Origin of the sequence: Saccharothrix longispora (assembly GCF_031455225.1) — a bacterium.
GTDB classification, from domain to species: domain Bacteria; phylum Actinomycetota; class Actinomycetes; order Mycobacteriales; family Pseudonocardiaceae; genus Actinosynnema; species Actinosynnema longispora.
In genome coordinates, this window is record NZ_JAVDSG010000001.1 from 6,232,019 (window position 1) to 6,250,475 (window position 18,457).

An 18,457-nucleotide genomic window follows, 5' to 3' on the forward strand; every position below is an offset into this window, starting at 1 on the left:
AACACGAACTGCGGTCAAGTTCAGTACAACTAATCGGTAGAACACCCGACGCGACCCGAGAGGCCCTGCATGTCGACCTCGGCCAAACTGCTCCTGCCCGCCGGCACCCGGCTCAGCAGACTCCTGCACACCTCGCCGCTGCTGCTCGACACCACGTTGGACCAGCTCAGGACCTTGATCGCGGTGTACGAGACGAAGTCCGCCCTGCGCGCGGCCCGGGTGCTCGGGCGGGAGCAGTCCAGCGTGCAGAAGCAGGTGGACACGCTCAACCGCAACTTCAAGTCGCTGTGCGGCGAGCCGCTGGTCGTCAAGCAGGGCCGCGGAAAAGACGTGCTGATCACACCCACCGGCGAGGCGCTGGTGGAATTGGCGCGGACCACGTTGACCGAGTGGCTCGATTCGATTCACGATTGCCGCCGCAAGCTGGGCACGACGCTGACCGTCGGCACGACCAGGTTCATGCTCGACCCGCTGGCCAAGGCGTGGCACCACGTGGCCGACGACTTCCGCCGGCGGGACGTCGAACTGAAGGTCGTGCACATCCGCACGAAGGACATCTGGACGTCGTTGGAGTCCAAGGAGGTCGACATCGTGTGCGGGAGCGTGGTGACCCCCGCGGGCCGGCGGAGCGGGTTCGACGAGTTCGACGTCATCGAGTGGCGCCGGGGCGGGTTGGCGCTGCTCACGAACCTGCCGGAGCACCGGTTGCCGGATCGCGTCGGCACCGGGGAATTGCCGAAGCTGCCGCTGGTCGTGCCCGGTGACGGCCTGATCGCGGAGTTCCTGCGGGGCTGGTTCGGACCGGACTACCGGAACGAATTGGACATAGCGGCAGAAATCGACGAAATCCAATACGGCATGTCGTTGCTGCGCTCGGGCCTCGTGGAGGGCTGCATGATCGTCACCTCGGGCCTCGGCGTGGTCGCCGCGAACGGCGACCTGCGCGAGGGGGCGGGGCTGCGCGTGGTCGAGCTGAAGAACGACCGGAAACCGCAACTGGAACGCCTGGTCGGGGTCTTCGCCCGCAAGGAGGAGCGGGCGAAGTTCCCGTCCGACCACCCGTTGAACCTGCTGTGGGCGGCGTTCCAGCGCGAGGTGGCCGACTAGCGGGCCGCTGCCTGGACGTGCCCGGCGGGGCCGCCCGGGTCGGTGGGCTCAGCCGGCCTGCGGGGCACCCGGCGGCGCTTCGCCTGCCTGGCCAGCCACTCGAGCCCGGAGAGCCGCTCGGGCACCCCCGACGTGCGCCGACGCGCGGGCTCCTCCTCGTGCTGCGGTTGGGGCGACGGGCGCTGGGCGTCGAGTTCGTTCATGGCGCGCTCCCTACCTTCGTCGACAGCGGGTGCCGTCGATCGGAACACCGCCGGAGGGTTGCGCGCCAGGGTGCTCAGTCCTCCGGGTGACGTTCGGCGGGACCGCGGTTCCCGGTGGTATGGACGACTCCGGCGGGGGTGCCGTAGCGCGCCGCGTAGCGGGTCGGGGTCTCGCCGAACATCGCGGTGAAGTCGCGGACGAAGTGGGGTTGGTCGGCGTAGCCGAGGTCTGCCGCCAGGGCCGCCCAGTCGATGTGCCCGCCCGCGGCCATGCGCTGGGTGACCTCGTGCAGGCGGTAGCGGCGGATCACCCACTTGGGCGTCACCCCGACGTGGTCCGCGAAGAGGCGCTGAAGGCTGCGGGCGGTGGTGCCGAGGTCGGCCGCCAGGACGTCGACGCGGGTGATGCGCGGGCTCGCGGCGATCAGGTCGACGACGTCGACCGCGTCGCGCGCCCTCGGGTCCGGTTCGGGCAGGGCGCGGCGCAGGGCGTCCTCGACACCCGGCACGTCGGGCTCCACCGGCAGGTCGCGGAAGACCTCGGCCGCCGGGATCGCGCGGTCGGTGATCGACTGGACCGGGGCCCCGAGGAACGGCCGGAAGGCGCCGGGGCGGAACGCGACGCCGAACGTGCGGCCCGTGCCGTCGAGGTCCTTGAACACGTGGCCGCCGCACACCCCGTGCACCTCGGCGCGGCCCGCGTGGAAGCTGAGCTGGACGTTCGGGTAGGGCACGACCAGCTGCCGGTACGGCCGGGCGTAGGACCACTCGACGGCCCAGTAGCGGGCGACGTGCGGGGCCAGGTCGGGCGAGGGCGCGTGGAACTCGTGGGTCTGGTGGTCCCGCCACGCCAGCTCGCGCTCGTCCCGTCCGTTCACGTCCCGCACCGGCCCCGCCCCACTCCCCACGAAGGCATGTCGCCTTTCTTCAAGACACCCGCCTCCGATCTTCCTAGGGTGGCGGCATGTCCCGTGAGCAGTTGATCAGCCGAGCCGTGGCGACCACCCTGGAGGTCGTGGACGGCATCACGCCCGACCAGCTCGGCGCGCCGACCCCGTGCACCGAGTTCGACGTCCGCGCCCTGGTGAACCACCTGATGCACTGGGCCCCCGTCCTGGAGGGGTCCGGCCGCAAGGAGCAGGTGGCCCCGCCGGCCGAGTCCGACAACGCGACCACCGACGACTGGGCGGCCGAGCTGACCGCCCAGCTGCGCGCCACCGCCGCGGCGTGGAGCACGCCGGAGTCGTGGGAGGGCGCCACGTACATGGGCGGCCCGAACACGATGCCCGCGGAGGTCGTCGGCGGCATCACGCTCGGCGAGCTGGTCGTCCACACCTGGGACCTGGCGCAGGCGACCGGCCAGACCCCGACGTGGGACGACGAGGTGCTGGAGCACGTCCACCGCCGCTTGGTCCCGACCGTCGAGATGGGGCGCGGCATGGGCATCTACGGCCCCGAGGTCCCGGTGCCCGACGACGCCCCGCTGCTGCACCGCATCCTCGGGCTCACCGGCCGCAAGCCCTGATCGCGCGCACCCGGTCGCACGGCGGCCCCGGAGACCTCCGCGGAGGTCTCCGGGGCCGCCGACGTGGTCCGCTCAGCCGGCGGGCGGGTTCGGGTCGCGCTCCCGGGGGTAGGTGTTCTTCTCCCCGATCGTGCCGTCCTGCTTCTTGATGACGTGCTCGACGCCGCGCTCCTGCGCCATGCGGCGCCCCTCGGCCTGCGCCTCGGCCTTCGTGTCAGCCGTGCTGGAAGCCCGCTCGCCGCCCTCGATCTTGTTCTTCCACCGGCCGTCCTCGTAGTACGTCTCCACGTCGCCCTTGGCCACGCTCAGCACCTCCTCAAGGTTCACTCGATGGGGTGGTCATTTCGAGCGGCGCCTACACATCGCGCTTGCGGACGTGCGCAGGTGGGAGCACGAGCGCTCCGCCGGACCGCTCGTGCGAACCACCGGAGCGTCGCCCGCCGACGAGGTCGGAACGGGATCAGTCCCGCAGTTCCATCGTGCAGCACTTCGGACCGCCGCCCGACTTGCGCAGCTCCGAGATGTCCACGAAGTGCGGCTCGAAGCCGCGTCGGGCGACCTGGTCGGCCAGGTGGGTCGCCTCCACCGGCAGGACGACGTTGCGGCCGTCCGAGACCGCGTTGAGGCCCAGGCACGCCGCGTCGGCCTCGGTCGCGATGACGGCGTCCGGGAACAGGCGGCGGAGGACCTGTCGGGTGCCGGGCGAGAAGGCGTCCGGGTAGTAGGCGACCAGGTCGTCCGCGAGGACGAACAGGGCCACGTCCAGGTGGTAGTAGCGCGGGTCCGTCAACCGGAGGGAGACGACCGGCACACCGAGCACCTCCTGGGCCTCGGAGTGGGCCAGGGGGTCGGTGCGGAAGCCCGTGCCCGCCAGCAGGTACCTGCCCGTCCAGGCGAAGTCGCCCTCGGCCTCGTTGGTGCGCTCGGGCATGACGACGGACCGGTAGCCGTTGGCCAGGAACCAGCGGCGGAAGTGGTCGGCTTCCGCGGCTCGCTGGGGTGCCCGGAAGCGGGAGCCCAGGACCCGGCCGTCGACGACGGTGCCCGAGTTGGCCGCGAACACCATGTCGGGCAGGCCGGGGACCGGCTCGATGGTCTCCACCCGGTGCCCCAGGCGTTCGTAGGTCTCCTTCAGGGCGGTCCACTGCTCCACCGCCAACGCCGTGCTGATGGGCCGCGTCGGGTCCATCCACGGGTTGATCGAGTACTCCACGGTGAAGTGCTCGGGCGGGCACATCAAGTACCGACGGGTGGTCGGCACGCGTACCGGCGCGACCGGCGTCGCCACGTCCAGCACGATCGGCTCGTCGCCGGGGCCCATGAGGGAAACCGAGGTCATGGATCGAAATGTAGAGTGCCCTCCGACCATCGATCAACGCCGCGATATTGCGTCTTCTAGGGCAGAATGTTGCGTGTGGACTCGATTGACCAGCGAATCATTTCGTGCCTCATGGCCAACGCCCGCTCCAGCTTCGCCGACATCGGCAAGGAGGTGGGGTTGTCGGCGCCCGCGGTGAAGCGGCGGGTGGACAAGCTGCTGGACACGGGCGTGCTGCGCGGCTTCACGGCGGTCGTCGACCCCGAGCAGCTCGGGTGGGGCACGGAGGCGTTCGTCGAGGTGCACTGCCGCGGCAACGTGACGCCGCACGACATCCGGCAGCGGCTCGAACCGATGGCCGAGGTGCTGGCCGCCTACACGGTGTCCGGCGCGGCGGACGCGATCGTGCACCTGCGCGCGGCGAACATCCACCACCTGGAGACGGCGCTGGAGCGGCTGCGGGCCGTCGAGATCATCGACCGGACCGTGTCGACGGTCGTGCTGTCCCGCCTCCTCGACCGCCCGCCGGCTCCCTGAGGTCCGGCACCTAGAGTCGACGGCATGGCCGAAGTCCTCCTGGAGCGCGCCGACCGCGTGGCGATCGTCACCGTGCACGACCCCGACCGCCGCAACGCGCTCACGCTCGACCTGTCCGAGCAGCTCGTCCGGGCGGTCGAGGACTGCGAGCGGGACGACGGCGTGCACGCCGTGGTCGTCACCGGCACTCCCCCGGCGTTCTGCGCCGGCGCGGACCTGACGGCGCTCGGCGAAGCCCGCGAGGAGGGCCTGCGCCGCATCTACGCGGGCTTCCTCGCCGTGGCGGGCTGCGCGCTGCCCACGATCGCGGCCGTCGGCGGCGCGGCGGTCGGCGCGGGCCTCAACCTGGCGCTGGCCTGCGACGTGCGCCTGGTCGGCGCGCGCGCCAGGTTCGACGCGCGGTTCCTGCAACTGGGCATTCACCCGGGCGGCGGCATGACGTGGATGCTGCAACGGCTCGTCGGTCCGCAGACGGCGATCGCGATGACGCTGTTCGGCCAGGTCCTGGACGCGGACGCCGCGGTCGCGCGGGGTCTGGCGTGGGACCGCGCGGACGGGGGTCACGACGAGCTGGTCGCGTCGGCGGTCGAGCTGGCGCGCGCGGCGGCCGACGCGCCGCGCGAGCTGGTCAGGACCACCAAGTCCTCCATGCGGAGGACCGCCGTGCTGGACGAGCACGCGCAGGCCGTTGACACGGAGCTGACACCGCAGGCCGCCTCCATCGGGACCCCGGAGTTCCAGGCGAGGCTGGCCGCGATGAGGGCCAGGATCAGCGGGCACTGACCCCACGCAGGGAGTATCAGTAGCTGCTAATCGGAGTAACACGTACCTCTGGACACCCTCCTGGTTGCTCAACCGCCGATATGCGGCACGTGGTGAGACCGATCGTCCCGCACCGTGGTACGGCTGCAACCGGCCCGTCAGCGGCGACGGCTACCCTCGATGAGGGGGAGGGGCACCAGCCCCTAGCGGTGTGAGGAAAGGGATCGGCCCAGGACATGACTACCGACGTTGGTAACGGCGCCGCGCCAGGTGGTGCGGAGGTCCGCAAGCTCGACCGCGTGGTGATCCGGTTCGCCGGCGACTCCGGCGACGGCATGCAGCTGACGGGTGACCGGTTCACCTCCGAGGCCGCCGCGTTCGGCAACGACCTCGCCACCCTGCCCAACTTCCCGGCCGAGATCCGGGCGCCACAGGGCACCCTGCCCGGCGTGTCCAGCTTCCAGCTGCACTTCGCCGACTACGACATCCTCACCCCCGGCGACCGCCCCGACGTGCTCGTGGCGATGAACCCGGCGGCGCTCAAGGCGAACATCGGCGACCTGCCCAAGGGCGGCACGCTGATCGTCAACACCGACGAGTTCTCCAAGCGCAACCTGGTGAAGGTCGGCTACGCCGCCAACCCGCTGGAGGACGGCTCGCTGGAGGCCTACCAGGTGCACGAGGTGGCCATGGCCACCCTGACCATCGGCGCCCTGGAGGAGACCGGCCTGGGCAAGAAGGACGCGGAGCGGGCGAAGAACATGTTCGCCCTGGGCCTGCTGTCCTGGATGTACCACCGGCCGACCGAGGGCACCGAGCGCTTCCTGCGCGAGAAGTTCGCCAAGAAGCCCGACATCGCCGAGGCCAACGTGCTGGCGTTCCGGGCGGGCTGGAACTACGGCGAGACCACCGAGTCGTTCGCGGTCACGTTCCAGGTGGCGCCGGCCAAGCTGGACGAGGGCACGTACCGGCAGATCACCGGCAACACCGCGCTCGCCTACGGCATCGTCGCCGCGGGTCAGCGGTCCGGCCTGCCCGTGGTGCTGGGCACGTACCCGATCACGCCCGCCTCGGACATCCTGCACGAGCTGTCCCGGCACAAGCAGTTCGGCATCACCACGCTCCAGGCCGAGGACGAGATCGCCGGCATCGGCGCGGCGCTCGGCGCCTCGTACGGCGGCGCGCTCGGCGTGACCAGCACGTCCGGTCCCGGCATCGCGCTCAAGTCCGAGACCATCGGCCTGGCCGTGATGACCGAGCTGCCCCTGATCGTCATCGACGTGCAGCGCGGCGGCCCGTCCACCGGCCTGCCGACCAAGACGGAGCAGGCCGACCTGCTCCAGGCGATGTTCGGCCGCAACGGCGAGTCGCCGGTGCCGGTCGTGGCGCCCCAGTCACCCGCGGACTGCTTCGACGCCGCCCTGGAGGCCGCGCGGATCGCGCTGGTCTACCGGACGCCGGTGCTGCTGCTGTCCGACGGCGCCATCGCCAACGGCTCCGAGCCGTGGCTGATCCCGAACGTCGACGAGCTGCCCGACCTGACCGTGGCGTTCGCCACGGAGCCCAACGGTCCGGACGGCGAGTTCTGGCCGTACCTGCGGGACCCGGAGACGCTGTCCCGCCCGTGGGCGGTGCCCGGCACGCCGGGGCTCCAGCACCGGATCGGCGGGCTGGAGAAGGCCGACGGCACCGGCAACATCTCCTACGACCCGGTCAACCACGACCACATGGTGCGGCTGCGGCAGCGCAAGGTCGACGGCGTCGAGGTGCCGGACGTCCTGGTCGACGACCCGTCGGGCGAGGCGAAGGTGCTCGTCGTCGGCTGGGGTTCGACGTACGGCCCGATCGGCGCGGCGGCGCGGCGGGTGCGCAAGCTCGGCATGCCCGTGGCGCACGCGCACCTGCGGCACCTCAACCCGTTCCCGAAGAACCTGGGCGAGGTCCTGGCCCGGTACGAGAAGGTCGTCGTGCCGGAGATGAACCTGGGCCAGCTGGCGCTGCTGCTGCGCGCCAAGTACCTGGTCGACGCCATCAGCTACACCAAGGTCCAGGGCCTGCCGTTCAAGGCGGAGGAGCTCCAGGACGTGCTCGCCGACGTGATCAAGGGAGTGTCGTAATGACTGCGACGGACCTGGGCCTCCCCGGGCTGGGCGGCCTCGCGGGCGTGCCCACCTCCGACCAACCGCAGAAGGCCAAGGAGTACAAGTCGGACCAGGAGGTCCGCTGGTGCCCCGGCTGCGGCGACTACGTGGTGCTCAACGCCGTGCAGTCCTTCCTGCCCACGCTGGGCCTCAAGCGCGAGAACATCGTGTTCGTGTCCGGGATCGGCTGCTCGTCGCGGTTCCCGTACTACATGAACACCTACGGCATGCACTCCATCCACGGGCGCGCGCCGGCCATCGCGACCGGTCTCGCGGTGGCGCGGCCGGACCTGTCGGTGTGGGTGGTGACCGGTGACGGCGACGCGCTGTCCATCGGCGGCAACCACCTGATCCACACGCTGCGCCGCAACGTGAACCTCAAGATCCTGCTGTTCAACAACCGGATCTACGGCCTGACCAAGGGCCAGTACTCGCCGACCTCCGAGGCCGGCAAGGTCACCAAGTCGACGCCGCTCGGGTCGCTGGACCACCCGTTCAACCCGGTGTCGCTGGCGCTGGGCGCGGAGGCCACGTTCGTCGGCCGCGCGATCGACTCCGACCGGGTCGGGCTGACCGAGGTGCTGCGGCAGGCCGCCGAGCACCGCGGGTCGGCGCTGGTGGAGATCTACCAGAACTGCCCGATCTTCAACGACGGCGCGTTCGACGTGCTCAAGGACGCCGACGAGGCGTCCCGGCGGATCATCGACGTCGTCGACGGGCAGCCGATCACCTTCGGCAACGGCGAGTTCGCCGTGGTCCGCGAGGGCTTCGGGCTGGCCGTGGCCAAGACCTCCGAGGTGGCCCCGGAGGAGGTCGTGGTGCACGACGCGAGCGACCTGAACCTGGCGTTCGCGCTGTCCCGGCTGTCGACGCAGGACCTGCGGCACACCGTGACCGGCGTGTTCCGCAAGACGTCCCGCCCCACGTACGACGACGGGGCCCGCGAGCAGGTCGAGCAGGCCAAGGCCGCGCAGAAGGCGGACCTGGCCGCGCTGCTGCGCGGCAAGGACACCTGGACCGTGCTGAGCTGACCGCCCGAACGGAGAAGACCCCTGTTCCGCCTCCCGGAACAGGGGTCTTCCGCGTGACGGGCCCCGTCAGGCCAGGACCGTCAGGCGGGACCATCAGGGCGCCTGGTGGAAGCCCGCCTTCTCGGCGTCGGACGTGGTGCGGAACCAGACGTCGGCGCGGGTCTCGCGGAAGTTCGCCGAGTCGTTGGTGAAGTAGCGGCGGCCCGTCAGGGTCGCCTTCACCTCGAACTCGGGGGCCGGGGCCAGGCCGTCGGACTTGGGCAGCACCGAACCGGGGCCGAACGGGGAGCGCGGGTTGAAGCCCTCCTCCTGGCCGCGGTACCGGGTGCTGCCGGTGCCCGCGGCGGGCCTGCCGCCGGTGCTCGGGCTGAACCCGACCGGGCGCGGGCGGACCGGGCGCGCCGGCGGCGGGGTGGCCGGCTTGGGCGCGGAGAGCGGCGGCGGGGTGCGCCGCTCGCCCGACTGGCGGGTGGGGCGCTGCGGCAGGCCGTTGGGGCCGGCGGCCGGGCGGGCGGGCTGGGCCTGGCCCGTGGACGCCAGCAGCTCCGGCGCCAGCGTGGGCACGAACGGCTGGTCGCCGCCCGACGCGGGCGGCGGGGTGGGACGGGCCGTCTCGGGCAGCTCGTCGTCGGTGACCAGCGGCTCGAACAGGCTGCGCGGCCGGGGGCCGTCGCCCTTCGGCGGGTCCATCGCGACGGACCTGGGCGTGGGGTCCGAGCTCCGGACCACCAGCGGTTCGCCCGAGTCGACGAACGTCGGCTCGAACGGCACGTCGGCCGAGGGCCCCGGCTTCGCGGGTGCCGGCTTGACCGGCTCCACCTCGTCCGCCTCGGTCCTCTCCGACGCGGGCGTGAACAGCCCCGACCTGGGGCGCACCGGCTCCGGTTCGGCCTGCTCCGCCTGCTCGGGCTCGCGGGGCTCGGCGGGCACCGGCTCGAAGGACCCGATGGCGGTCTGCTCGGCAGCCGGCTCGACCTCGGGCCGCTCGGAGACGGGCCGCTCGGAGACGGGCCGGTGGGCGGCAGGCTGCTCGACGACGGGCTGCTCGGCGGTCGGCGGGTCGAAGACCGGCTGCTCGGCGGTGGCCGGCTCGGCGGCGTGGAGATCGGCGGGGTCGTGGTCGGACGCGTGCCGGTCGCCCCCCTGGAGGTCCGCGAAGAACCGCTCGTCGGCGGCCTGGTGCTCGGCGAGCGACCGGGGGCGGTCGCCCCCGGCGTCGAGGGCGGCGTCGCGCCCGTCCGGGGCCTCGGCCGGGATCTCAGGCAACGTCGCCGTGATCGGCTCCGGCGCCTCGGAGCGACGCTCCCGGTCGGTCTCGTCACCGACCCGCACCGGCCTCATGACCTCGGTCCTCGGCCCGCGCTCCGCCGATTCCCACTCCCGCTCGGGCTCCCGCTCGCCCAACTCCTCGTCGGGCAAGGTCACCGGCTGGAAGTGGCCGGTCAGGTCGTGCTCGGGCCAGACCTGCTGCTCCTCGTCCTGCTCGACGTCGCCCCCGTCGACGTGCCCGGGGTCGACACGGCCCCGGTCGACCTCGGCGATGGCCTCGGCCAGCGCGGTGGCCGGGATGAAGGCGGTCTCCTCGGCGGCCTTGCGCTCCGGCTCGTCCTCCTCCTCGCGCCCCTCGGCGACCTCGTCCTGGTAGACCTCCTGGACGGGTTCCTCGCGCCACACCTCGCGCGGCTGGAACGCCTGCACCTCCGGCGGCGCGGTCGGCTCCTCGCGGCGCGGCGCGACCTCGGCGACCGGCGCGGGCGGCACGGCCGGCAGGAGGTTGGTCTCCTCCACGGGCAGCTCCGGCTCGTCCGCGGGCTGCGGGCGCTCGGCCCGGGGGAACGGCTGGGGCACCACCCGCGTGGACGAAGGCGGGGGCGTCGGCTGCTGCCTGGGCTTCGGCTCCAGCGTCTCGTGCGTGTCGGTCTCGCTGCCGAGGCGGTCGAACAGGCTGCGCGGGCGCTCCTCCTCGAACTCCGGGAAGTCGTGCGACTCCTCGAAGTCGGACAGCGGTCGGTGCTCGTCGTCCAGCTCCTCCAGCAGCTCGTCGCGCTTGTCGAGCTTCATGTTGGACACGTCGTAGCGCGGCTCGTCGTGGGCGTACTCGACGGGCTCGGCCCGGTCGAACGCCGGGCGCTCGAAGCGCGTCGGCTCGGCGACCGGCTGCACGTCCGACAGCGACCGGGACGCCTCGACGTGCCAGCTGTCGAACTCGTCACGCGCGGCCTCGGGCGCGGTCGCCGGCGTCGGGCGCGGCGACGTGAGGAGGCGTTCCTCCAGGTCCTCCAGCTCCCGCTTGGCCGGGCGCACGAGGACGAGCCAGGTCAGTGCGGCACCTGCCACGAAGGACAGCAGGCTCCACAGCCACACCTGCCCGAAGAGCGAACCCACGGGAGACCCTCCCACTGCTGCTTGTCACACCCCGACACGCTCCGCTTCCGAGCCTTCACCCGGTTGGGGAAGCGGTGCAAAACTACCCTGACGCCCCGGTTCGGCGCGTGGGGCCGGCCGGACCTGCGCCCAGTGTGTGACACTGGACCATTCGGAGCAACCGACCAGCCAAAACGGTCGGCGTACAGTACTCCCCGTGCCGCCGTTGACGAACTCCTCCGCTGTTCAGGCGGATGTCCACCGGACGAACAAGGGGATCGCCCTCGGTGCCGGCGCCTACTTCATCTGGGGCATGGTGCCCGCCTACTGGCCGATGCTCCAGCCGGCCGGCTCGGTGGAGATCCTGGCGCACCGCATCGCGTGGTCGCTGGTGTTCATGGCGATCATCACGACCGTCCTGCGCGGCTGGGGCGACCTCCGCCGGCTGTCCGCGCGCGGCTGGCTCATGGTCACCGCCGCGTCCGTGCTGATCGCGGTCAACTGGGGCGTCTACATCCACGCCGTCAACACGCAGCACGTCGTGGAGGCGGCCCTCGGCTACTTCATCAACCCGCTGGTGAGCGTCCTGCTCGGGGTGTTCGTGCTCCGCGAGCGCCTGCGCCTCGCCCAGGGCGCCGCGCTGGTCATCGCGGTCGCCGCCGTGGTCGTGCTGGCCGTGGACTACGGCAGGCTGCCGTGGATCTCGCTGGTGCTGGCGTGCTCGTTCGGCGTCTACGGCCTGCTGAAGAAGACCGTGCCGCTGGACGCGACGACCAGCCTCACCGCGGAGAGCGTGGTGCTCGCCCCGGTCGCCGTCGGCTACCTGCTGCTGCTCGGCGACGCCGGCACGTTCCACGGCGGCGGCTGGTCGCACGCCCTGTGGCTGGCCTCGGCGGGCCTGGTCACCGCGATCCCGCTGGTCATGTTCGGCGCGGGCGCCCGGCTCGTGCCGCTGGTCACGATGGGCATGCTCCAGTACCTGGCGCCCGTGCTCCAGTTCGCCTGGGGCGTGTTCGTGGCGCGCGAGCCGATGCCCGCCTCGCGCTGGTTCGGCTTCGCCCTGGTCTGGGTGGCGCTGCTCGTCTTCACCGCGGACACCCTCCGCGCCAACCGCCGCCGAGCCGACCCACTGCCCCCTGAACCGATCCCCTGAACCAACCCCCCCTGCGGCCGGCCGCCGACCACCGACGCCCCACCGACCACCACGCGAGGCCGCGTCGGCTTGTCGGGGCGCGTTCCGGAAATCACGCTCTTCGATTTCCGGAACACGCCCCGATGAGCCGACTTCCAGGCGGCCGAGCCGCCGTCTGCGAAGCAGCGGCCAACTACCGAGTGCGGGTGACCACGTACTCGCTGACCGACTCCAGCGCGTCCCGCGCGGTGCCCCTGGGCAGCACGTGCAGCAGTTCCCGCGCCCGGTCCGCGTACTCGTCGAGCGTCTTGCGCGCCCGCGCCAGCCCGTTGGAGACCCGCAGCAGCTCCAGCGCCTCCAGCACCTCGGCGTCGTCCTCGACGGGGCCGCCGAGGAGCGTCGCCAGCCGCGACCCGGGCTCCTCCTCCAGCGCGTAGAGCATGGGCAGCGTCTTCACGCCCTCGCGCAGGTCGGTGCCGGGCGTCTTGCCCGACTCCTCCGACGGCGAGGCGATGTCGATGACGTCGTCGGAGATCTGGAACGCGGCCCCGATGACCTCGCCGTAAGCGCGCAGCGCCTCGACCTGCTCGGGTGTCACGTCGGAGAACATCGCGCCGAACCGGGCCGCGGTGGCGATCAGCGAACCGGTCTTCTCGGCGATCGTGGTCAGGTAGTGCGCGACCGGGTCCTCGCCCTCGCGGGGCCCCATGGTCTCGCGCATCTGGCCGGTCACCAGCTCGGAGAACGTCTCCGCGATGATCCGGGCCGCCCCGGTGCCGAGGTCCGCCACCAGCGCCGACGCGTGCGCGAACAGGTAGTCGCCGGTGAGGATGGCGATGCTGTTGTCCCACTTCGCGTTGGCCGACTCCGCGCCGCGGCGCATGGTGGCCTCGTCCATCACGTCGTCGTGGTAGAGGGTGGCGAGGTGGGTGAGTTCCACCACCGCCGCCGCCTTGACCACGTTCACGCGGTCCCAGGTGCTGCCGAACTGCGCGGACAGGATGGTGAACAGCGGGCGGATGCGCTTCCCGCCCGCCTCGACCAGGTGCAGGGACGTCTCCATCACCGGGTGGAACTCGCTCCGCACGACCGCGCGCAGCAGCTCCTCCACCTCGTCGAGGCCGCCCTGAACCAACTCCGCGAGCACGGGGTCCGAAAACCGGAACCCCGTCCCCGCCCGCTCGCTACTGGTCACCCCTCAGAGCCTACGTACCACTAGAAGATGAACGCGCCGGCACCCGCCCATTCGAGGGCGGGAGTCGGGAAGACACCGAGGGCGAGGGTCACCGCGGTACCCAGGGTGATGGACATCGTGGTGAACGCGCCGGGCACGCTCACCGCGGGGCCGTCGGCCGCCGGCTCGCTGAAGTACATGAGCACGATCACCCTCAGGTAGAAGAACGCCGCGATGGCGCTGGCCACCAGGGCGATCACCACGAGCGGCGTCATGCCGGCCTCCACGGCCGCCGCGAACACCACGAACTTGCCGACGAAACCGCTGGTCATCGGCAGGCCGGCCAGGGCGAGCAGCAGGAACGTGAACACGGCCGCGAGCACCGGCGACCGCTTGGCCAACCCGGCCCACTGGGACAGGTGGGTGGCCTCGCCGTCGGCGTTGCGGACCAGGCTGATGACGCCGAACACGGCGACCGTCGTGAAGCCGTAGGCCAGCAGGTAGAACATCGTGCCCGACAGACCCTCGGGGTTCAGCGCGATCACGCCGACCAGCAGGAAGCCCGCGTGCGCCACCGACGAGTAGGCGACCATGCGCTTCACGTCGGTCTGGGTGAGGCCGACGATCGCGCCCACGAACATGGAGATGATCGCGACGCCCCACAGGACGCCCTCCCACTCCCAACTGGAGCCCTCGAACGCGCCGTACAGCACGCGCAGGATGCCGCCGAACGCGGCGACCTTCGTGCAGGCCGCCATGAACGCCGTGACCGGCGTGGGCGCGCCCTGGTACACGTCGGGGGTCCAGGCGTGGAACGGGCCGACCGACCCCTTGAACAGCAGGCCGACGACGAGCAGGCCGAAGCCCGCGTACAGCAGCGTGTCGGACCGGTCGGTGGCGGTGGTGGCGCTCGCGATGTCGGCGAGCTTCACCGAGCCCGCGTAGCCGTAGAGCAGGGCCACGCCGTAGAGGAAGAACGCCGACGCGAACGCGCCCAGCAGGAAGTACTTGACCGCGGCCTCCTGCGAGAGCAGGCGGCGACGGCGGGCCAGGCCGCACATCAGGTACAGCGGCAGCGACAGCACTTCCAGCGCGATGAACATGGTGAGCAGGTCGTTCGCCGCGACGAAGACCATCATGCCGCCGAGCGCGAACAGCGTCAGCGGGAAGACCTCGGTCTGCATGCCGAAGCGGCTCGCCTGCTCCCGGGTCATCACGGCCACCGCCGCGCGCCCGGTCACCTGGACGCCGCCGCCCGGTCCACCGGCCGGGCCGCCGGCCGAGCCCTCGGGCACGAACGCGCCACCGGGCTCGACGGACCGGTCCGCGATGAGCAGCACCGAGGCCAGGCCCAGCATCAGCAGCGTGCCCCACAGGAACACCACCGGCTGGTCCACGGACACGTGGCCGGAGAACGTGGTCACGCCCTGCTCCGGCGTGTCCTCGGCCAGCCCGTAGAGCACCAGCGAGACACCCGCGGCGGCCAGGGTGAGGAGGAGCAGCACCACCTGGCTCGCCCAGCGCTGCGCCTTCGGCAGGAACGCCTCGACCAGCACGCTGAGGCAGGCCGCGCCCAGCACGATCAGCAACGGCGCGACGGCCCCGTAGTCGATCTCCGGGGCTTGCAGCCGCTCCACCTGCGAGAGGAACGTCGTCACGTCACTTGCCTTCCTGCGCGACCGGGTCGGCCACCCCGACCTCGCTGAGCGTCGCCCCGACGGACGGGGTGATCACGTCCAACACCGGCTTCGGGTAGAAGCCGAGCACCAAGATCAGCGCCACGAGCGGTGCGAGCACGGCCAGCTCGCGCTTGTTCAGGTCGGGCACGGAGGCGCGCTCCGGGTCGACCGCAGCACCCGGTCCGCCGGCCAGGTCGACCAGCGCCGTGCCGCGCACCGGGCCCTGGAAGACCCGCTGGTACAGCCACAGCACGTACAGCGCGGCCAGCACCATGCCGATGGCGGCGAGGATCGTGTAGACCGGCTCGTTCGGGTAGGAGCCGATGAGCACCAGGAACTCGGAGACGAACGAGTTGGTGCCGGGCAGCGCCAGCGACGAGAGGCCCGCCACGAAGAACAGGCCGCCGAGGACCGGGGTGAGCTTGGCCATGCCGCCGTAGTCCTCGATCAGGCGCGACCCGCCCCGGGCCATCACCATGCCGACGACCAGGAACAGCATGCCGGTCGAGATGCCGTGGTTGACCATGTAGAGCACCGCGCCCGCGCCGGCCTGCGAGCTGAACGCGAAGATGCCCAGCGCGATGAAGCCGAAGTGCGCGATCGAGGTGTAGGCCACGAACCGCTTCATGTCGGACTGGCCGACGGCGAGCAGCGAGCCGTACAGGATACCGACCACGGCGAGGACCAGCACGACCGGCGCGAGCTCCTGGCTGGCCGCCGGGAACAGCGGCAGGCAGTAGCGCAGGAAGCCGAACGTGCCGATCTTGTCGAGCACGCCGACCAGCAGCACGCCCGCGCCCACCGGCGCCTCGGCGCCGGCGTCGGGCAGCCACGTGTGCAGCGGGACCAGCGGCGCCTTGATCGCGAACGCGACGAAGAAGCCGAGGAACAGCCAGATCTGCGTGGACAGCGGCAGGTCGCGGGTGACGGTGACCAGGGTCGCCCAGTCGAACGTGCCCTGCCCGATCCTGTCCGCGCTCACCACGTACAGGCCGATCACGGAGGCCAGCATGATGAGGCCGCCGAGCAGCGAGTACAGGAAGAACTTCATGGCCGCGTACTGCCGGTTCGGCCCGCCGAAGCGGCCGATCAGGAAGTACATCGGGACCAGCACGGCCTCGAAGAACACGTAGAACAGGAACACGTCGGTGGCGGCGAACACGCCGATCATGCCGGTCTGCATCGCCAGCAGCAGCGAGAAGAACCCGCCCGCGCTGCGCCCCTCGGGCAGCCGGTCCGCCCACGAGCCGCCGATGACGACCGGCACGAGGAACGCGATCAGCGCGATCATCACCAGCGCGATGCCGTCGATGCCGAACGACAGGTGCACGCCGAGGGAGGGGATCCAGTCCGCCGAGCTGGTCAGCTGGAGCCGGTCCCCGCCCGGGTCGTACGCGGTCCACGCCAGCACCGCGAGCACCAGCTCGCCCAGCGAGAACGCCAGCGCGACCAGCTTGGCGACGCGGTCGTTCCGCCGCAGGAACGCCACCACGACGCTGCCGACCAGCGGCAGCACGAGCAGCGCGATCAGCACCCAGCTCACGAGAACCTCACCATCAGCAGCGCGCCCAGGACGAAGACCGCACCCAGGAGCATGGAGAGCGCGTACGAGCGCACGAACCCGGTCTGCAACCTGCGCAGCCGGCCCGAGCTACCTCCGAGCAGCGCCGCCGACCCGTTGACCAGGCCGTCGACGCCCTTGTTGTCCACGAACACCAGCGCGCGGGTGAGCCAGGTGCCCGGCCGCGCGAACAGCGCCTCGTTGAGCGCGTTGCCGTACAGGTCGTTGCGCGCGGCGCGGACCGGGAACGACACCCGCAGCGGGCGCTCCACCGGCTGCGGCTTGCGGCCGAACAGCAGGTAGGCGGCCAGCACGCCCAGCGCGGACAGGCCGAGCACCAGGATGGTGATCTCGGTGTGGCCCAGCACGCCGTGCCGCTCCTGGAGCTCGCCCAGGGACGGCGTGAGCCAGCCCGCGAGGTTGCCGCCGGAGCTGAGGAGGAAGCCCGCGCCGACCGAGCCGAACGCCAGCACGATCATCGGCACCGTCATCGACAGCGGCGACTCGTGCGGGTGGTACTCGCGGCCGTCCGCGGACTTCAGGTCGGCGTACCGGGGCTTGCCGAGGAAGACCAGGATCAGCAGGCGCGTCATGTAGAACGCGGTGATGCCCGCGCCCAGGGCGGCCACGCCGCCGAAGACCCAGCCGCGCCACCCCTCCATGCTGAACGCCGCCGCGATGATGGCGTCCTTGGAGAAGTAGCCGGACAGGAACGGGAAGCCGATCAGGGCCAGGTAGCCGAGCGCCCAGGTGACGAAGGTGATCGGCATCTTCTTCGCCAGGCCGCCCATCCGCCGGATGTCGCCCTCGTCGTTCATGCCGTGCATGACCGAGCCGGCGCCGAGGAAGAGGCCCGCCTTGAAGAAGCCGTGCGTGAGCAGGTGCATGATGCCCAGCGCGTAGCCGATCGGGCCGAGGCCGACGGCGAGGATCATGTAGCCGATCTGGCTGACCGTCGAGTAGGCCAGCACCTTCTTGAAGTCGTCGTAGGCGCAGCCGATGACGCACCCGATCAGCAGCGTCAGCGCGCCGATGACCATGACGACGAGGCGCCCGTCCTCGGACAGGTTGTAGATCGGGTTCGAGCGGGCGATGAGGTACACGCCCGCGGTGACCATCGTCGCCGCGTGGATCAGGGCCGAGACCGGCGTGGGGCCGGCCATGGCGTCGGGGAGCCACGCCTGGAGCGGGAACTGGCCGGACTTGCCGCACGCGCCGAGCAGCAGCAGGAGCGTGATGGCCAGCACCTCGGCCGAGGACAGCTCGCCGACGCGGGCGAACACCTCGGTGTACTGGGTGGTGCCCAGCTCCTTGAACATGATGAAGATGGCGATCGCGAGGCCCAGGTCGCCGACCCGGTTCATCAGGAACGCCTTCTTCGCGGCCGACGCCGCTTCCGGCTTGTGCTGGTACCAGCCGATGAGCAGGTAGGAGGCGAGGCCCACGCCCTCCCAGCCGAAGTACAGGGTCACGAAGCCGTTGCCCAGCACCAGCAGGAGCATCGCGGCGACGAAGAGGTTCAGGTAGGCGAAGAACTTCCGCCGCCCGGCCTCGTGCGCCATGTAGCCGATCGAGTAGATGTGGATCAGCGACCCGACACCGGTGATCAGCAGCACGAACGTCAGCGACAGCGGGTCGAGGCGCAGCCCGAACTCCACGTCCAGCGCGCCCACCGGGATCCAGTCGAACAGGTGCACCTCGGTGCTGCGGTCCTCCGGGCCCCGTCCCAGGACGTCGAAGAACAGCGCCACGCCGTACGCGAACGCGGCGATCACGGTGGCGCTGCCCAGCAGGTGGCCCCACTTGTCCGTGCGCCTGCCACCGACGAGCAGGACCAGCGCGCCGAACGCGGGCAGGGCTAGCAACAACCAGGCGAGACTGCCGATCCCGCTGGCGACAACAGGTTCCGTCACCGGTGACCCC

Annotated in this window: 16 protein-coding genes; 7 read left to right on the forward strand and 9 right to left on the reverse strand. The window is 71.4% G+C overall.

Features of this window, described 5'->3' with window-relative positions; translation table 11 throughout:
- Nucleotides 1-69 precede the first annotated feature (69 nt).
- The gene (locus J2S66_RS26365) at nt 70-1,107 is read left to right on the forward strand and encodes a LysR family transcriptional regulator (RefSeq protein WP_310309981.1); all 1,038 of its coding nucleotides are present in this window, start codon (nt 70-72) and stop codon (nt 1,105-1,107) included.
- Here the strand turns inward: J2S66_RS26365 and J2S66_RS26370 are convergent.
- Together J2S66_RS26370 and J2S66_RS26375 are read right to left on the reverse strand one after the other, a co-directional pair.
- A complete protein-coding gene (locus J2S66_RS26370) occupies nt 1,104-1,310 on the reverse strand; it encodes a hypothetical protein (RefSeq protein WP_310309982.1) in 207 nt (68 codons plus the stop codon). The genes J2S66_RS26365 and J2S66_RS26370 overlap by 4 nt on opposite strands.
- A gap of 74 nt (nt 1,311-1,384) precedes the next feature.
- Nucleotides 1,385-2,188 (reverse strand): DUF6597 domain-containing transcriptional factor, encoded by an 804-nt coding sequence (locus J2S66_RS26375; RefSeq protein ID WP_310309983.1) that lies wholly within the window; start codon nt 2,186-2,188, stop codon nt 1,385-1,387.
- Nucleotides 2,189-2,274: 86 nt separating this feature from the next.
- Between J2S66_RS26375 and J2S66_RS26380 the strand changes: the two genes are divergently transcribed.
- Nucleotides 2,275-2,835 carry a TIGR03086 family metal-binding protein gene (locus J2S66_RS26380; RefSeq protein WP_310309984.1) on the forward strand — a complete coding sequence of 187 codons (561 nt, stop codon included), beginning with the start codon at nt 2,275-2,277 and terminating at the stop codon, nt 2,833-2,835.
- Between the two features lie 72 nt (nt 2,836-2,907).
- Here J2S66_RS26380 and J2S66_RS26385 read toward each other — a convergent pair whose 3' ends face one another.
- Both J2S66_RS26385 and ddaH read right to left on the reverse strand, forming a co-directional pair.
- On the reverse strand, nt 2,908-3,162 hold the full coding sequence (locus tag J2S66_RS26385; RefSeq protein ID WP_306743702.1) for a DUF2188 domain-containing protein: 255 nt from the start codon (nt 3,160-3,162) through the stop codon (nt 2,908-2,910).
- A 133-nt stretch (nt 3,163-3,295) separates the two neighbouring features.
- A complete protein-coding gene (gene ddaH, locus J2S66_RS26390; protein WP_344960513.1) occupies nt 3,296-4,156 on the reverse strand; it encodes a dimethylargininase in 861 nt (286 codons plus the stop codon).
- Nucleotides 4,157-4,249: 93 nt separating this feature from the next.
- Here ddaH and J2S66_RS26395 point away from each other — a divergent pair, with 93 nt between their 5' ends.
- The 4 genes from J2S66_RS26395 to J2S66_RS26410 all read left to right on the forward strand — a co-directional run bounded on the left by J2S66_RS26395 (nt 4,250) and on the right by J2S66_RS26410 (nt 8,624).
- The gene (locus J2S66_RS26395) at nt 4,250-4,690 is read left to right on the forward strand and encodes an Lrp/AsnC family transcriptional regulator (protein WP_310309985.1); all 441 of its coding nucleotides are present in this window, start codon (nt 4,250-4,252) and stop codon (nt 4,688-4,690) included.
- A 24-nt stretch (nt 4,691-4,714) separates the two neighbouring features.
- The gene (locus J2S66_RS26400; RefSeq protein ID WP_310309986.1) at nt 4,715-5,473 is read left to right on the forward strand and encodes an enoyl-CoA hydratase; all 759 of its coding nucleotides are present in this window, start codon (nt 4,715-4,717) and stop codon (nt 5,471-5,473) included.
- A 215-nt stretch (nt 5,474-5,688) separates the two neighbouring features.
- The gene (locus J2S66_RS26405) at nt 5,689-7,569 is read left to right on the forward strand and encodes a 2-oxoacid:acceptor oxidoreductase subunit alpha (RefSeq protein ID WP_310309987.1); all 1,881 of its coding nucleotides are present in this window, start codon (nt 5,689-5,691) and stop codon (nt 7,567-7,569) included.
- Complete coding sequence (locus J2S66_RS26410; protein WP_310309988.1) at nt 7,569-8,624, forward strand: 2-oxoacid:ferredoxin oxidoreductase subunit beta; 1,056 nt, start codon at nt 7,569-7,571, stop codon at nt 8,622-8,624. The genes J2S66_RS26405 and J2S66_RS26410 overlap by 1 nt, the downstream gene beginning before the upstream one ends.
- A gap of 93 nt (nt 8,625-8,717) precedes the next feature.
- Here the strand turns inward: J2S66_RS26410 and J2S66_RS26415 are convergent, their stop codons facing one another.
- Nucleotides 8,718-11,009 (reverse strand): sunset domain-containing protein, encoded by a 2,292-nt coding sequence (locus J2S66_RS26415; RefSeq protein WP_310309989.1) that lies wholly within the window; start codon nt 11,007-11,009, stop codon nt 8,718-8,720.
- Between the two features lie 196 nt (nt 11,010-11,205).
- On the opposite strand from J2S66_RS26415, the gene rarD reads away from it, so the two are divergent.
- Nucleotides 11,206-12,141, forward strand: a complete 936-nt coding sequence (gene rarD / locus J2S66_RS26420) for an EamA family transporter RarD (protein WP_310309990.1) — start codon at nt 11,206-11,208, stop codon at nt 12,139-12,141.
- A 172-nt stretch (nt 12,142-12,313) separates the two neighbouring features.
- On the opposite strand, the gene J2S66_RS26425 is transcribed toward rarD, so the two are convergent.
- The 4 genes from J2S66_RS26425 to nuoL are packed head-to-tail and all read right to left on the reverse strand — an operon-like array spanning nt 12,314 to nt 18,447.
- Nucleotides 12,314-13,315 (reverse strand): polyprenyl synthetase family protein, encoded by a 1,002-nt coding sequence (locus J2S66_RS26425; RefSeq protein ID WP_371320595.1) that lies wholly within the window; start codon nt 13,313-13,315, stop codon nt 12,314-12,316.
- A 20-nt stretch (nt 13,316-13,335) separates the two neighbouring features.
- Nucleotides 13,336-14,931, reverse strand: a complete 1,596-nt coding sequence (nuoN, locus tag J2S66_RS26430) for an NADH-quinone oxidoreductase subunit NuoN (RefSeq protein WP_374726217.1) — start codon at nt 14,929-14,931, stop codon at nt 13,336-13,338.
- 22 nt (nt 14,932-14,953) lie between these two features.
- Complete coding sequence (locus J2S66_RS26435; protein WP_310309992.1) at nt 14,954-16,516, reverse strand: NADH-quinone oxidoreductase subunit M; 1,563 nt, start codon at nt 16,514-16,516, stop codon at nt 14,954-14,956.
- The gene (nuoL, locus tag J2S66_RS26440) at nt 16,513-18,447 is read right to left on the reverse strand and encodes an NADH-quinone oxidoreductase subunit L (protein WP_310309993.1); all 1,935 of its coding nucleotides are present in this window, start codon (nt 18,445-18,447) and stop codon (nt 16,513-16,515) included. The genes J2S66_RS26435 and nuoL overlap by 4 nt, the downstream gene beginning before the upstream one ends.
- Nucleotides 18,448-18,457: the final 10 nt, after the last annotated feature.